This window comes from Pseudomonas sp. SM4 (assembly GCF_051913165.1).
In the GTDB taxonomy this organism is placed as follows: domain Bacteria; phylum Pseudomonadota; class Gammaproteobacteria; order Pseudomonadales; family Pseudomonadaceae; genus Aquipseudomonas.
In genome coordinates, this window is sequence record NZ_JBODOE010000009.1 from 57,024 (window position 1) to 70,802 (window position 13,779).

The 13,779-nt window shown below is 60.9% G+C and carries 13 protein-coding genes; 8 read left to right on the plus strand and 5 right to left on the minus strand.

Going from position 1 to position 13,779, the window contains the following annotated elements; genetic code table 11:
• Window positions 1–364 precede the first annotated feature (364 nt).
• Both ACQ4MY_RS17800 and ACQ4MY_RS17805 read left to right on the plus strand, forming a co-directional pair.
• A complete protein-coding gene (locus ACQ4MY_RS17800) occupies window positions 365–769 on the plus strand; it encodes an acyl-CoA thioesterase (RefSeq protein ID WP_003229628.1) in 405 nt (134 codons plus the stop codon).
• Between the two features lie 57 nt (window positions 770–826).
• Window positions 827–1,726 carry a D-hexose-6-phosphate mutarotase gene (locus ACQ4MY_RS17805; protein WP_440095992.1) on the plus strand — a complete coding sequence of 300 codons (900 nt, stop codon included), beginning with the start codon at window positions 827–829 and terminating at the stop codon, window positions 1,724–1,726.
• A gap of 169 nt (window positions 1,727–1,895) precedes the next feature.
• On the opposite strand, the gene ACQ4MY_RS17810 is transcribed toward ACQ4MY_RS17805, so the two are convergent.
• The 5 genes from ACQ4MY_RS17810 to ACQ4MY_RS17830 form a co-directional block, all read right to left on the minus strand.
• Complete coding sequence (locus tag ACQ4MY_RS17810; protein WP_008078784.1) at window positions 1,896–2,432, minus strand: DUF3299 domain-containing protein; 537 nt, start codon at window positions 2,430–2,432, stop codon at window positions 1,896–1,898.
• Window positions 2,433–2,525: 93 nt separating this feature from the next.
• A complete protein-coding gene (locus ACQ4MY_RS17815; protein WP_007920223.1) occupies window positions 2,526–2,771 on the minus strand; it encodes a GlsB/YeaQ/YmgE family stress response membrane protein in 246 nt (81 codons plus the stop codon).
• Between the two features lie 109 nt (window positions 2,772–2,880).
• Complete coding sequence (locus ACQ4MY_RS17820; protein WP_440095993.1) at window positions 2,881–3,963, minus strand: 5-(carboxyamino)imidazole ribonucleotide synthase; 1,083 nt, start codon at window positions 3,961–3,963, stop codon at window positions 2,881–2,883.
• Window positions 3,964–3,973: 10 nt separating this feature from the next.
• Window positions 3,974–4,465, minus strand: coding sequence for a 5-(carboxyamino)imidazole ribonucleotide mutase (gene purE / locus ACQ4MY_RS17825; RefSeq protein ID WP_007954291.1), 492 nt, complete (start codon window positions 4,463–4,465; stop codon window positions 3,974–3,976).
• A gap of 332 nt (window positions 4,466–4,797) precedes the next feature.
• Entirely contained in the window at window positions 4,798–5,715 is a 918-nt protein-coding gene (locus ACQ4MY_RS17830) for a LysR substrate-binding domain-containing protein (protein ID WP_158836320.1), read from the minus strand.
• Between the two features lie 180 nt (window positions 5,716–5,895).
• On the opposite strand from ACQ4MY_RS17830, the gene ACQ4MY_RS17835 reads away from it, so the two are divergent.
• The 6 genes from ACQ4MY_RS17835 to ACQ4MY_RS17860 all read left to right on the plus strand — a co-directional run bounded on the left by ACQ4MY_RS17835 (window position 5,896) and on the right by ACQ4MY_RS17860 (window position 13,677).
• Entirely contained in the window at window positions 5,896–7,320 is a 1,425-nt protein-coding gene (locus ACQ4MY_RS17835) for an aspartate ammonia-lyase (protein ID WP_008078790.1), read from the plus strand.
• Between the two features lie 608 nt (window positions 7,321–7,928).
• Entirely contained in the window at window positions 7,929–9,377 is a 1,449-nt protein-coding gene (locus tag ACQ4MY_RS17840) for an alanine/glycine:cation symporter family protein (protein WP_440095994.1), read from the plus strand.
• Between the two features lie 171 nt (window positions 9,378–9,548).
• Window positions 9,549–10,553: an asparaginase gene (locus ACQ4MY_RS17845; RefSeq protein WP_440095995.1), complete on the plus strand. Its 1,005-nt coding sequence runs from the start codon at window positions 9,549–9,551 to the stop codon at window positions 10,551–10,553.
• 163 nt (window positions 10,554–10,716) lie between these two features.
• Window positions 10,717–11,709 carry an AraC family transcriptional regulator gene (locus tag ACQ4MY_RS17850; protein ID WP_440095996.1) on the plus strand — a complete coding sequence of 331 codons (993 nt, stop codon included), beginning with the start codon at window positions 10,717–10,719 and terminating at the stop codon, window positions 11,707–11,709.
• Window positions 11,710–11,780: 71 nt separating this feature from the next.
• On the plus strand, window positions 11,781–13,418 hold the full coding sequence (locus ACQ4MY_RS17855; protein ID WP_440095997.1) for an ankyrin repeat domain-containing protein: 1,638 nt from the start codon (window positions 11,781–11,783) through the stop codon (window positions 13,416–13,418).
• A gap of 4 nt (window positions 13,419–13,422) precedes the next feature.
• Entirely contained in the window at window positions 13,423–13,677 is a 255-nt protein-coding gene (locus ACQ4MY_RS17860; protein ID WP_440095998.1) for a hypothetical protein, read from the plus strand.
• Window positions 13,678–13,779 lie beyond the last annotated feature (102 nt).

Consider the following 13,779-nt stretch of genomic DNA (forward strand, 5'->3'; position numbering starts at 1 on the left):
TCTTATAGTCGGATCTGCCGCCACAACAACGCTGGCGGTGGCTTGGGCAGGTTCGGCACCATAGCAAATTGTTCGAAAAAGCACATAGAGGTGCGTATTTGACGGTCAAAATCAGAACCGGATGGTCGTCGTGGAGTCTACCGACCGATATACTCGCAACCTGCTCCGGTTTGTAGGGGGTTGCTGTGCGAAAACGTCGTTGGCCCGGCCTTTGCTCGGGATTAGCCGGTTTCGCAGAGTTTCTCCTTCAGGCGGCTTATGGAAAACGTGACGAACGTAGTATGTTCGGTGCTGAATCGTTTTTCCTGAAGACGGCTACCACCCGCAATACCAACAAGAGTCACGGGTCAGAGGCACCCCCGGCATGATAGAGCTCGAACAAGAAGATCCGATCCCGCAAGGCGACCTGGCCCTGCAAATCACCGCACTCCCACGCGAAACCAACGGCTTTGGCGATATTTTCGGCGGCTGGCTGGTGGCGCAGATGGATTTGGCCGGCACAGCAATGGCCAGCCGTGTCGCTGGCGGTCGCGTCGCCACGGTTGCCATCGATCGCATGGCGTTCCTCGTGCCGGTCGCTGTCGGCGCGCAATTGTCCTTTTATACCCAGACCCTGGAAATCGGCCGCAGCTCGATCCAGATGATGGTCGAAGTGTGGAGCGACGATCCGCTGTCCAGCGAGTGGCGTAAAGTGACCGAAGCGGTCTTCGTCTTCGTCGCCATCGACGGCAGCGGTCGCACACGCTCGGTTCCACCGCGCGCGCGTTAAACCTCGCGGCCGTTTGACGGTCGATTGTTGTCCTTGTTACTGATCGAGAGCTGTCCCATGAACACGCCCAACGTTGAAGCCGTGAAACTGGATGAACTGAACTGCTGGCGCATCCGCCACGGTCAGGCCGAAGTGCTGGTGGCCCAGCAAGGCGCGCACATCCTCAGTTATCAGATCGATGGCCAGCCGCCGATCATCTGGCTCAACGACAAGGCCGACTTCAAGACAGGCAAAAGCATCCGCGCCGGTGTTCCGGTGTGCTGGCCGTGGTTTGGCAAGTTCGAGCGCAACCCGCAGAGCGTGCAGGCCATGTACACCGGTGAGCAACCGGCGTCCGCGCACGGTCTGGTGCGGGCGATGGATTGGGAGTTGGGTGGCATCGAATCAGAGGCTGACGGCGTCAAGGTCGAGTTCAAACTGCCCTACCCCGAAGGCGGCCTGCCGGGCTGGCCGCATCAGGTCGATCTGACCCTGACCCTGCATTTGTCCGAGCAACTGAGTTTCAGCCTGACCAGCCATAACCGTGGCAGTGACACCGTCAGCCTGAGCCAGGCGCTGCACACCTATTTCGCGGTCAGCGATGTGCGCAACGTGCACGTCGATGGCGTCGATGGCTTGAATTACATCGAGACGCTGGATGACTGGAAAACCAACCGTCAGCAAGGTGACCTGCAGTTTGCCGGTGAGACCGACCGCATCTATCTCGACGCTCCGCCGCAGCTGAGCATCGTCGACGCGGCCTGGGAACGACGCATTGTGCTGACCGCCACCGGCTCGCGCACGGCGGTGATCTGGAATCCGTGGATTGACCGCGCGGCCGCGCTGGCGGATATGGATAACGATGGCTGGCAGCGCATGTTGTGCATCGAGACGGCGAACGTGATGGACGACATCGTCACGCTGGCGCCGGGCGCGAGCCATACCATGGGTGTCAGTGTCGCCAGCACACCGCTCTAACCAACACCGCCAAACCCAATGTGGATGTGAGCCTTTGTGGCGAGGGGATTTATCCCCGATGGACTGCGCAGCAGGCCCTGCTCTTTTAAAAGCGGGGTCGCTTCGCAACCCATCGGGGATAAATCCCCTCGCCACATGGGCTAATCCCTACATGTGTTATGTGCAGGTTTTAAAGATCAGATTCCTGCACCACCCGCACTTTGTCCGCGTCCAGCGCATACGCCGCGTCAGCCAGGTCATTGCTGACCTTCTCGACTTTCAGCGTGCCGGTCACCCACAGCGGCGTATAGATATCGTCCAGCTTCAAACCCTTCGGATAACGCACCAGCACCAGTTGATTCGGCGGCGGTGGCGGCACGTGAATGCAAGCGCCCGGATAAGGCACGAGGAAGAACAGCGTGCTGCGACCCTTGGCGTCAGACTCCAACGGCACCGGGTAACCACCGATGCGGATGTGCTTGTCGTTCATCGACGCCACGGTTTTGGTCGAATACATCACCGCCGGCAGACCTTTGGCCTGCTTCATCCCGCCCTTCTCGGTGAAGGTGCCGGTGGCTTCCGGGGAGTTGTGGTCGATTTCAGGCATGGCCTCGAGGGCCTTTTGATCCGACTTGGGCATCAGTTCGAGCCAGTCGGTTTCCGGCAGTTCGCCGGCGTGGGCCAAACCACTGCCCAGGAACAGGAGAGTCAACAGAAGACGGCGCATGAAGGTGCTCGGTATAGAAAGGAATGAACGTTGAATCGCCGAGCATTCTAGCCCTCCCTGCCGCGTTGGCAGAGAGGGCTTTGTCGCTTTGGATCAGTTCTTTTTGATCAGGCCGTAGATCACCAGCAACACGATTGCGCCAACCAGTGCGCCGATGAAACCTGCGCCCTCGCCCGCGTGATAGATGCCCAGAGCCTGGCCGCCGTAAGTGGCCGCCAGCGAACCGCCGATACCGAGCAGGATGGTCATGATCCAGCCCATGCTGTCATCGCCCGGTTTCAGGAACCGAGCCAGCAGGCCGACGATCAAGCCGATAAAGATGGTTCCGATAATTCCCATGGCAATTCCCTCTCAGTAGTAGATATGCGAAGCCTAGTCAGACTTTGGCATCCTGCCATGAGAGAACGGCGGCCCCTGAATGGTTCCGCCGCTGCCACATGAAACTGTTTTACTCGGCGATCAGCGCTTCGACCTCGATGATCTGCGCCTGCAGCGTGGCCATGTCCGCGCAGCGCAGATTGGCGTGACCGACCTTGCGCCCGGCCTTGAACGCTTTGCCGTAGTGATGCAGGTGGCAATCGTCGATGGCGATGACCTTCTCAACCGGCGGTACCACGCCGATGAAGTTGAGCATCGCGCTCTCGCCAACCTTGGCCGTCGAACCCAGCGGCAGGCCGGCAACGGCGCGCAGATGGTTTTCGAACTGGCTGCACTCGGCGCCTTCGGTGGTCCAGTGCCCGGAGTTGTGCACGCGCGGGGCGATTTCGTTGGCCTTGAGGCCACCGTCAACTTCAAAGAACTCGAACGCCATCACGCCGACGTAGTTCAACTGCTTGAGCACACGGCTCGAGTAGTCTTCGGCCAATGCCTGCAACGGGTGATCAGTGCTGGCAACGGACAGCTTGAGAATGCCGCTGTCGTGGGTGTTGTGCACCAATGGATAGAAGCGGGTTTCGCCATCGCGGGCGCGCACCGCGATCAGCGAGACCTCACCGGTGAACGGCACGAAGCCTTCCAGCAGGCAGGCAACGCTGCCCAGTTCGGCGAAGGTGCCGACCACATCTTCCGGCTTGCGCAGGACTTTCTGGCCCTTGCCGTCATAGCCCAGGGTGCGGGTTTTCAGCACGGCCGGCAGACCGATCGAAGCCACGGCGGCATCCAGATCGGCTTGCGATTGAATGTCGGCGAAGGCCGGGGTCGGGATGCCCAGATCCTTGAACATGCTCTTTTCGAACCAGCGATCACGAGCGATGCGCAGGGCTTCGGCGCTCGGATAAACCGGCACAAACTGCGAGAGGAATGCCACGGTTTCGGCCGGGACGCTTTCGAACTCGAAGGTCACCAGATCGACTTCATCGGCCAGTTGGCGCAGATGATCCTGATCGCCGTAATCGGCCCGCAGGTGTTCGCCCAGCGCGGCCGCACAGGCGTCCGGCGCAGGGTCGAGGAAAGCGAAGTTCATGCCCAGCGGAGTGCCCGCCAGGGCCAACATGCGACCCAACTGGCCGCCACCGATTACACCGATCTTCATCTCAACAACCTCAGGCAATACGTGGGTCTGGATTGTCCAGGACGCTGTCTGTCTGCTCGGCACGGAAGGTTTTCAGTACCGCGTGGAACTGTGGATGCTTGGCGCCGAGGATGCTCGCCGAGAGCAGCGCGGCGTTGATCGCGCCGGCCTTGCCGATGGCCAGGGTGGCGACCGGAATGCCGGCTGGCATCTGCACGATCGACAGCAGCGAGTCGACGCCCGAGAGCATGGCCGACTGCACTGGCACGCCCAGCACCGGCAGGTGGGTCTTGGCCGCACACATGCCTGGCAAGTGGGCTGCGCCACCGGCACCGGCGATAATCACCTCGATGCCGCGGCCTTCAGCCTCTTCGGCGTACTGGAACAGCAGATCCGGGGTGCGGTGGGCAGAGACCACCTTGACCTCGTACGGGATGCCGAGCTTTTCCAGCATATCGGCGGTGTGGCTAAGGGTGGACCAATCGGACTTGGAGCCCATGATCACGCCAACCAGTGCACTCATCGTCGCGCCTCTTCTCTCTGGAGCGCCCACAGGCGCGTCATAAAACAACAAGCCACGCAGGTTGCGTGGCTTGATTGTACGAAAAATGGCCGGACGTGCCGGCCGAAGGCCGCGCAGTATACCGCAAAGAAAGCAATAAACAGCCCCCTGCGCGACCATCTGTCATCTGCCGCAAATGCCCGGTTTTATTGACCTGAAGGTCAGCGAAAAGACATCCCCCGATCCCTGTGGGAGCTGGCTTGCCAGCGATGGCGTCGCATCAGTAAAAAGCGCGGGTGACTGACCCACCGCAATCGCTGGCAAGCCAGCTCCCACAGGGTTTTTCATCAACCTCAGGCTCCGGTTGTACCTTGTGCAGCACTGCCTTCGAGCTTGCGCCACAACAGCCGGACGTTGGCCTTGCGCACCAAGGCGCAGCGATAGAGGCGGATCTCCAGCGGCACATGCCATTGCGGGCCACCGCAGACCACCAACTCGCCACGAGCCAATTCAGCACGCACGCTCAATTGCGGTACCCAGGCGATACCCAGGCCTTCCAGCGCCATGCTTTTAAGGCTGTCAGCCATTGCGGTTTCATAGATGGTGGTGAAGCGCAGCTGACGCTGACGCAGCAAGCCATTCACCGAACGCCCGAGAAACGCCCCGGCGCTGTACGCCAGCAACGGCACGCTCGCCTCCCCCTCCAGATCGAACAACGGCTTGCCGTCAGCATCCGCCGCGCACACCGGCAGCATCTCGGTCTGGCCCAGATGCAGCGACGGGAAAATTTCCGGGTCCATCTGCATCGCCGCGTCCGGGTCGTAGAACGCCAGCATCAGATCGCAGCCCCCTTCACGCAAGGCATGCACCGCATCGCCGACGTTGGTCGCGACCAGCCGCGTGGCGATGTTCAGCCCTTCATTGCGCAACTGCGCGATCCAGCGCGGGAAGAAACCCAGCGCCAAGGAGTGAGCGGCAGCGACTTGCATGACTTCGCCCTGCCCGCCTTCCAGATGATGCAAATGGCGCAGCACTTCACCGAGCTGTTCAACCACGGTGCGTGCGGTCACCAGAAACAATTGCCCCGCCGCCGTCAGCTCGATCGGCGTGCGCGAGCGGTTGACCAACGTCAGCCCCAGCGCCGCTTCGAGACTGCGGATCCGCCGGCTGAAGGCCGGCTGGGTCACGAAGCGTCGTTCAGCGGCCTGCGAGAAGCTGCGGGTGGCGGCCAGGGCACTGAAGTCCTCGAGCCATTTGCTTTCCAGATTCATCACGTCCTCCCGGACACGCACCAAAACAGGTCACACGTCTGCCGCGCACGCGGCGTCACACGGGCATTATGCCGAATGTGCATAGGGCAGTGCTTAACAGCATTGGCCCAAAAATTCGCACAAGCCTAGCATTCGCAGCGTTCCGGCACAGACCGGGTCCATATCGAGATGATTTCTATCATGTCCTCCGCTGCATCTTTCCGCACAGAAAACGACCTGCTTGGCGCCCTCGAAGTACCGGCTCAAGCGTATTACGGCATCCAGACCCTGCGAGCGGTGAACAACTTCCGTCTCTCCGGCGTTCCGATTTCGCATTACCCGAAACTGGTTGTCGGTCTGGCAATGGTCAAACAGGCCGCTGCTGACGCCAACCGCGAGTTGGGTCACCTGAGCGAAGCCAAGCACGCTGCCATCAGCGAAGCCTGTGCCCGATTGATCCGCGGTGATTACCACGAAGAGTTCGTGGTCGACATGATTCAAGGTGGCGCCGGTACTTCCACCAACATGAACGCCAACGAAGTGATCGCCAACATTGCCCTCGAAGCAATGGGTCACGAGAAAGGCGAGTACCAGTACCTGCACCCGAACGACGACGTCAACATGGCGCAGTCGACCAACGACGCTTACCCGACGGCGATTCGCCTGGGTCTGCTGCTCGGTCACGACACCCTGCTGGCCAGCCTCGACAGCCTGATTCAAGCGTTTGCGGCCAAGGGTAAAGAATTCGATCACGTCCTGAAAATGGGCCGTACCCAGCTGCAAGACGCCGTGCCGATGACCCTCGGCCAGGAATTCCGTGCTTTCGCCACCACCATGGGCGAAGACCTGGCCCGTCTGAAGACGCTGGCCCCGGAACTGCTGACTGAAGTGAACCTGGGCGGCACCGCGATCGGTACCGGCATCAACGCCGACCCGCGTTATCAAGCGCTGGCTGTTCAGCGTCTGGCCCTGATCAGCGGTCAACCGCTGGTTCCAGCCGCCGACCTGATCGAAGCGACTTCCGACATGGGCGCCTTCGTGCTGTTCTCCGGCATGCTCAAGCGCACCGCGGTCAAGCTGTCGAAGATCTGCAACGACCTGCGCCTGCTGTCCAGCGGCCCACGCACCGGCATCAACGAAATCAACCTGCCAGCGCGTCAGCCAGGCAGCTCGATCATGCCCGGCAAGGTCAACCCGGTCATCCCGGAAGCTGTGAACCAGGTTGCGTTCCAGGTCATCGGTAACGACCTGGCGCTGACCATGGCAGCCGAAGGCGGCCAACTGCAGCTGAACGTGATGGAGCCGCTGATCGCGTTCAAGATCTTCGACTCGATCCGCCTGCTGCAACGCGCCATGGACATGCTGCGCGAGCACTGCATCGTCGGCATCACTGCCAACGAAGCGCGCTGCCGTGAACTGGTCGAGCACTCGATCGGTCTGGTTACCGCACTGAACCCGTACATCGGCTACAAAAACGCCACCCGCATCGCCGGTCTCGCCCTTGAAAGCGGCCGCGGCGTGCTGGAACTGGTGCGCGAAGAAGGTCTGCTCGACGAAGCCATGCTCGCCGACATCCTGCGCCCGGAAAACATGATTGCTCCGCGTCTGGTTCCGCTGAAAGGCTGAACCGATGCGTAATTTGTAGCACCGCTCACCAGGTCGAGGGACTAGACACCTCTCACCTTTTGAGGGCTTGGGGATTTAGTCCCCAGGCCCTTTTTTTTAACTATTTGATCCTGAGACCCGTATGTCTGGGGACTGCTTTATGTCGAGGCAAGCCCTTGTGGCGAGGGGATTTATCCCCGTTGGGTCGCGAAGCGGCCCCAATACCTGCAATCGCGATGTATCAGGTACACCGCGTGCGATGGTTTTGCGACTGCTTCGCAGCCGAACGGGGATAAATCCCCTCGCCACAGGGTTTGCTTCAGCAAAGGAGCAGTTCCTGTACAAGCCCGGCGCCGGTAACGCTGGGTGTTTCAAAGCCTCGTTTCGTCGCTTGCACCACTACCGTGCAGACGGGCGCGTCACTGATCGGTATAGTGCCGCCCCTCTTCGCGTGAGCGGTCGTCGGTAACGAGGCCACAACCCATGCGAAACCCGAACTAATAACAAACCCGCGAAATGGATCCGGGACGAAACCTTCGCCTCACCTGTCGTGCCGTGCGCACACCGGTGTAACACGATATTTCTTCCATCCAGCATTTGCTTACACAATAAACAGCGAGGAAAAATCCATGCTCGAAGTCATTAACGACTTCCTCTCAGGGAAAGTACTGATCGTGCTCATTGTCGGGCTCGGTAGCTACTTCACGATTCGCTCGCGTTTCGTTCAATTGCGGCACTTCTTCCACATGTTCGCGGTGTTCCGCGACAGCCTCAAGGGCAGCGCCGGGCAACTCAGCTCGTTCCAGGCCCTGATGCTCAGCCTTGCCGGCCGAGTGGGTGCAGGCAACATCGCCGGTGTCGGCATCGCCGTGACCCTTGGTGGTCCGGGTGCAGTGTTCTGGATGTGGGTCACCGCGCTGGTCGGCATGTCCAGCAGCTTCTTCGAATGTACTTTGGCCCAAGTCTACAAACGCGCCGATGGCGATGGCTTGTACCGTGGCGGCCCGGCCTACTACATCCAGCACGGCCTGAAGCTCAAAGGCATGGCAGTGGTGTTTTCCGTTCTGCTGCTGGTCACCTACGGCTTCGCCTTCATTGGCCTGCAGTCCTACACCGTGACCCACTCGCTGCAAAACGCTTTTGCCTTCGATCCGCGCCACACCGGTATCGTCCTGGCGGTGCTGCTGGCCATTACCTTCCTCGGCGGCATCAAGCGCATCGCTTCGGTGTCCGACCTGCTGGTCCCAATCAAGACCCTGGCCTACATCGGCGTGACCCTGTACGTGATCGGCACCCAGATCGAACACGTGCCAGCCATGCTGGAAACCATCTTCAAGAGCGCTTTCGGTCTTGACCCGGCCTTTGGCGGCCTGCTCGGCAGCGCTATCGTCATGGGCGTGAAGCGTGGCGTGTTCGCCAACGAAGCGGGCCTGGGCAGTGCGCCGAACGTCGCCGCCGTGGCCGCTGTGAAGCACCCGGGTGCGCAAGGCGTGGTTCAGGCTTTCAGCGTGTTCCTCGACACCTTCGTGATCTGCACCTGCACCGCGCTGCTGATCCTGCTGTCGGGCTTCTACACCCCGGGCTTCGAAGGTGACGGCATTGTCCTGACCCAGAACTCGCTGGCCGCCGTGGTCGGTGACTGGGGTCGCATGTTCGTCAGCGTCGCGCTGTCGCTGTTCGTCTTCACCTGCATCCTCTACAACTACTACCTGGGCGAGAACAGCTTGCAGTTCCTCACCCGCAACCGCGCCGCGCTGATGATTTTCCGTGGCCTGGTGCTGGCGCTGGTGGTCTGGGGTTCGATGCAGGATCTGACGACCGTGTTCGCCTTCGCCGACATCACCATGACTTGCCTGGCCTTCGTCAACCTGGTGGCCCTGGCCATGCTGTTCAAGGTCGGCATGCGTGTGATGCGCGACTACGACGGCCAGCGCCGTGCCGGGGTCAAACAGCCGGTGTTCGATTCGAGCAAATTTGCCGATCTGGACCTCGATCTGAACGCTTGGCCGGCCAACCCGTCTGCTGCTGTCGGCAAGACTGAAGCCGAGCCGCAAGGCGTGCCTGCAGCGCAACGCTGACAGGTGAATGACGGGCGCATCCCCTGCGCCCGTCAGTTATTGTGATGCAATAACTTGTAGGAGCGAGCCTGCTCGCGATAGCTGTCTTTCAGCCAACATCAATGTTGAATGATGAAACGCCATCGCGAGCAGGCTCGCTCCTACAGGGACCTCATCGTTTCGGAGAATCCTATGAACCCTTCGACTTATCCCGCCGCTCAACACGTCATGGTGCTCTACACCGGTGGCACCATCGGCATGCAGGCCAGTGCCAACGGCCTGGCCCCGGCGTCCGGTTTTGAAGCGCGGATGCGCGACTACCTGCACAGCCAGCCTGAACTCGTCGTGCCGCAGTGGCGCTTTCGCGAGATGTCGCCGCTGATCGACAGCGCCAACATGACCCCGACCTATTGGCAGCAACTGCGTGAAGCGGTAGTCGATGCGGTGGATGTACAAGGTTGCGACAGCGTGCTGATCCTGCACGGCACTGACACCCTGGCCTACAGCGCCGCGGCGATGAGCTTCCAGTTGCTCGGCCTGCACGCCCGCGTTTGTTTCACCGGTTCGATGCTGCCAGCGGGCGTGACCGACAGCGATGCCTGGGAAAACCTTGGCGGCGCGCTGGTTGCCCTCGGCCAAGGTCTGGCGCCGGGCGTGCATCTGTACTTCCACGGCGAACTGCTGGCGCCGACCCGTTGCGCGAAAGTGCGCAGCTTTGGCCGTCATCCGTTCAAGCGTCTGGAGCGTCAGGGTGGCGGTGTGAAAGCCCCATCGATTCCGGCGTCGTTGAGCTATAACCAGCCGAAGCAACTGGCCAAAGTTGCCGTGCTGCCATTGTTCCCCGGCATTAGCGCTGGAGTTCTTGATGGCCTGCTCGACAGCGGCATTCAGGGTCTGGTGCTGGAATGCTACGGCAGCGGCACCGGGCCGAGCGACAACCCGGAGTTTCTGGCGAGCCTCGGCCGTGCGCGAGATAACGGCGTGGTAGTCGTTGCCGTGACGCAATGCCATGAAGGTGGGGTTGAGCTGGATGTGTATGAGGCAGGCAGCCGCTTGCGCGGTGTGGGCGTGTTGTCCGGTGGCGGCATGACCCGTGAGGCGGCGTTTGGCAAGTTGCACGGCCTGCTCGGTGCTGGGCTTGAAACTGAAGAAGTGCGCCGACTGATCGAACTCGACCTCTGCGGCGAACTCCTCTGACACCACCCCGCCCTTGTAGGAGCAAGGCTTGCCCGCGAATGGCCCACCTCGATGACACAGATACACCGTGTCATCGTTCTTCGCGGGCAAGCCTTGCTCCTACAAGAACCGCGTGCGGCATATAAATTGCTGCATTCCAGCCATCTCAAGGCTGGAAGATCCCATGCTGCACTCCCACCTCACTACCCTCAACGCTGTCTCGCTAATCCTCAACACCTTCAAAGCCGAAGGCCTGTCGAGCGAGGCGCTGCTCGCCGGTAGCGGCATCAGTGCCGCGGATTTGCACCGGGCCGACACCCGCATCACCACCAACCAGGAGATGCAGGTCTGCGCCAACGCGGTCGCGCTCAAGCGCGATATCGGTCTGGAACTGGGCCGGCGCATGCACGTTTCCTGCTACGGCATCCTCGGTTACGCGCTGCTGACCTGTGCCACCTTCGGTGACGCTTTGCGTTTGGCGATCCGTTATCCGGCGCTGTTGGGAACACTTTTCGAACTGAGCCTGGAAGACGATGGCGAGCGCGTCTGGTTCGTTGCGGCGGACTATCGCGAAAGTCCGGCGATGGCGGTGTTCAATGCCGAGTTCTGCCTGGTCTCGCTGAAGGTGATTTGCGATGACCTGCTCGGGCATCCTCTGCCCTTGCTTGCCACGCGGTTCGAACACGCCGCGCCGGATTACCGCGACCGTTACGCCGAGCACTTCGAATCGCCATTGCACTTCGCCACCAAGGACAACGCGTTCGCCTTCGACCGCCACTGGCTCGATCAACCGTTGCCTTTGGCGGATGCCATTACCCACCAAGCCATGGCCGAACGTTGCCGCAAGCAGAATCTTGAGTTCACCGGGCGTCAGGCGTGGCTGGGGCGGATACGGCAGTTGCTCAGTGCGCAGTTGAATGCCGCACCGGGGCTGGAAGGATTGGCGCAGCAGATGAAGTGCTCACCACGCACGTTGCGCCGGCACCTGAAGGACATGGGCAGCAGCTATCAGGAACTGCTCGATGAGCTGCGCTTCGAGCGGGCCAAGCAGATGTTGTGTGAGGACCAACTGCCGATCTATCGCATTGCCGAAACGCTGGGTTTCAGCGAGACGGCCAGCTTCCGCCACGCCTTCGTGCGCTGGAGCGGCGTCGCCCCGAGCCAGTTCCGCACTTAAGATAAATCAGGCACCGTGCCATCATCTGCACTACATTACGCAGCCAACCACGTTGCCGGTGTTTTTGCTTGATGCCTCTTTTCCGCCGCTGCTCACGCCTTGCCTTGCTCGCCGTTTTGCTCAATTTGCCTGTAGGCGCCCACGCCATTCAACTGGACTGGTGGGGCCGCCCGCCACACCCGACTGTCGATGCACCCGAAGACGGAAAAACCATCATCCCGCTCCCCGCCGCTGCCCAGACCCTCGATGCGGCAAAACCGCTGACGGGCTTGATCAGCGGTTTTCGCGGCCTTTTCTATCTGAACGTCTACAGCGATGAGAACTACCGCGAACGTTTGCACAAGCTAGGGCCGATCCCGCTGCTGACCGCTGATGAGTTTCACAGCTGCGTGACCGAATACCAGTACATGAACCTGTCATCGTCGGCCATGCGCACCGACATCGCACCGGGCATCGTGGTCGATACGATGAGTTTCGACTGCCTCAAAACCAATGGCTGGGAAACCAAACGCTATCTGCTGATCGACTGGCGTACACCCGGCGAACCGCTGCTGGCACTGGGACGAGTTCGCGGCGAGCACATGCTTGCGTTCCAGCCATTGCAAGAGACGCCGGCGCCGGTACTCGACACTTGGCTCAAAGGCATCGAAGGCGCTCGCGACGCCATGCGCCATGACGTTCCCGAAGCGCCGCTGAGCATCGTGGTTGACCCGCAACCTTACCTGGCGGGTGACGGCGCCCTGCAACTGTGGGAACTGCATCAGCAACTGAGCAAGGCCAGCGACAAAGGACCGGGCCTGAAAAAGGTCGATGAGCTGTTTCTGAATCAAGACTATCGCCGCATCGGCGCCGACCAAAAGGATTTCGTCGGCCAGCTCAACGATATTGCCTACTGGAAAAGCGAACTGGCGCCGGACGAAGGCTCCCGGCAGTGGCTGCTGGAGGTCGTGCGGCGCGCGCCGCAACGCATCCCGGTGTACCTCAACCTCGCCGATCAGGCCTGGAAGGGCTATGAAAAAGCGCCGGCCTACACCACGCAATACGCGTTGGCGCAGGAGTATTACCGGATTTATTGCGGTTTGCGCCTGCAACGCAATCTGAGCGTTCCCGAGCGCGTGATTCAACGGCTTGGCCTCACTCAGGCTGATCCTCAGGCCTGCCAGGCACAATGGCCATTGATCGAGGCTGTCGACCAGCAAAACGAGGCCCTGGTAAAACAGCTCCTCGACAGTGGCCTGCAGGCGAAAACCCAAGGCGAGGATGGCCGCAGTGCCCTGGCCCACGCATTGGATGCACCGAACTTCGCCATTGCCCGTCTGTTGCTCGAGCGTGGCGCCGCCACCAGCGGGATCAACGGCAACGAGCCGCTGGTGATGCAGGCCTTCAACAAGGACCTCAAGGCTGACAAGGATCCACAAAAGGGCCAACGCACGCAGTTTCTGCTCAGTGCCGGTGCCGCCATCGACGAACCCGATGCACGGGGCGAAACGTTGCTGATGCAGCGCGTGTCGCAAAACGACGATGCGCTGTTCAACTGGTTGTTCGAGCACCCGCAAAACCTTGATCGGCGGCAGAGCAAAGAACAACGAACAACGAACCGCACTGTACGAAGCGATCTACCGCAACAACTATTCGGCCGCCAAACGTCTGGTCGAAGCCGGCGCGCAGCTGAATCTGCTCTACCCCGCCGGACGCTGCTACGGACGTGATCGCATGGATTCGGCGCTGTATCTGCTGGCCAGCGAGACGCCCAGGAGCGACATGGACAAAGAGCTCGCTCGTCAGCAAGTACTGCATCTGTTCACCCTGATGCTGGAGAAAGGCGCCGACCCGATGCTGGGCGACGCCTGCACTGGCGATGCCTACGGCAAGCTGCGCGAAGTGCTGAAACAACGTGATCGCCAGGACTGGCTGGAGGTACTCGACCAGCATCAGGCAGCCGCCGGCAAGACGCCGACGCAGCGCTAACCTTGCGGGCGCCCCGTCGGGGCGCCTGACACCATCGAGGGGCGAATTGCGGTCAGAGGTTTTGGCCAGATCAATCCCCTTTTGGCCTTTCCTGCCGTTCTC

Excerpts from the sequence above, each read along its gene's own strand:
- ACQ4MY_RS17805 (WP_440095992.1), top strand. The coding sequence starts at position 827 with ATGAACACGCCCAACGTTGAAGCCGTGAAACTGGATGAACTGAACTGC.
- ACQ4MY_RS17850 (WP_440095996.1), top strand. The coding sequence starts at position 10,717 with ATGCTGCACTCCCACCTCACTACCCTCAACGCTGTCTCGCTAATCCTC.
- ACQ4MY_RS17820 (WP_440095993.1), bottom strand. The coding sequence starts at position 3,963 with ATGAAGATCGGTGTAATCGGTGGCGGCCAGTTGGGTCGCATGTTGGCC.
- ACQ4MY_RS17860 (WP_440095998.1), top strand. The coding sequence starts at position 13,423 with ATGGATTCGGCGCTGTATCTGCTGGCCAGCGAGACGCCCAGGAGCGAC.
- ACQ4MY_RS17840 (WP_440095994.1), top strand. The coding sequence starts at position 7,929 with ATGCTCGAAGTCATTAACGACTTCCTCTCAGGGAAAGTACTGATCGTG.
- ACQ4MY_RS17835 (WP_008078790.1), top strand. The coding sequence starts at position 5,896 with ATGTCCTCCGCTGCATCTTTCCGCACAGAAAACGACCTGCTTGGCGCC.
- purE (WP_007954291.1), bottom strand. The coding sequence starts at position 4,465 with ATGAGTGCACTGGTTGGCGTGATCATGGGCTCCAAGTCCGATTGGTCC.
- ACQ4MY_RS17815 (WP_007920223.1), bottom strand. The coding sequence starts at position 2,771 with ATGGGAATTATCGGAACCATCTTTATCGGCTTGATCGTCGGCCTGCTG.
- ACQ4MY_RS17855 (WP_440095997.1), top strand. The coding sequence starts at position 11,781 with ATGCCTCTTTTCCGCCGCTGCTCACGCCTTGCCTTGCTCGCCGTTTTG.
- ACQ4MY_RS17845 (WP_440095995.1), top strand. The coding sequence starts at position 9,549 with ATGAACCCTTCGACTTATCCCGCCGCTCAACACGTCATGGTGCTCTAC.
- ACQ4MY_RS17830 (WP_158836320.1), bottom strand. The coding sequence starts at position 5,715 with ATGAATCTGGAAAGCAAATGGCTCGAGGACTTCAGTGCCCTGGCCGCC.
- ACQ4MY_RS17800 (WP_003229628.1), top strand. The coding sequence starts at position 365 with ATGATAGAGCTCGAACAAGAAGATCCGATCCCGCAAGGCGACCTGGCC.
- ACQ4MY_RS17810 (WP_008078784.1), bottom strand. The coding sequence starts at position 2,432 with ATGCGCCGTCTTCTGTTGACTCTCCTGTTCCTGGGCAGTGGTTTGGCC.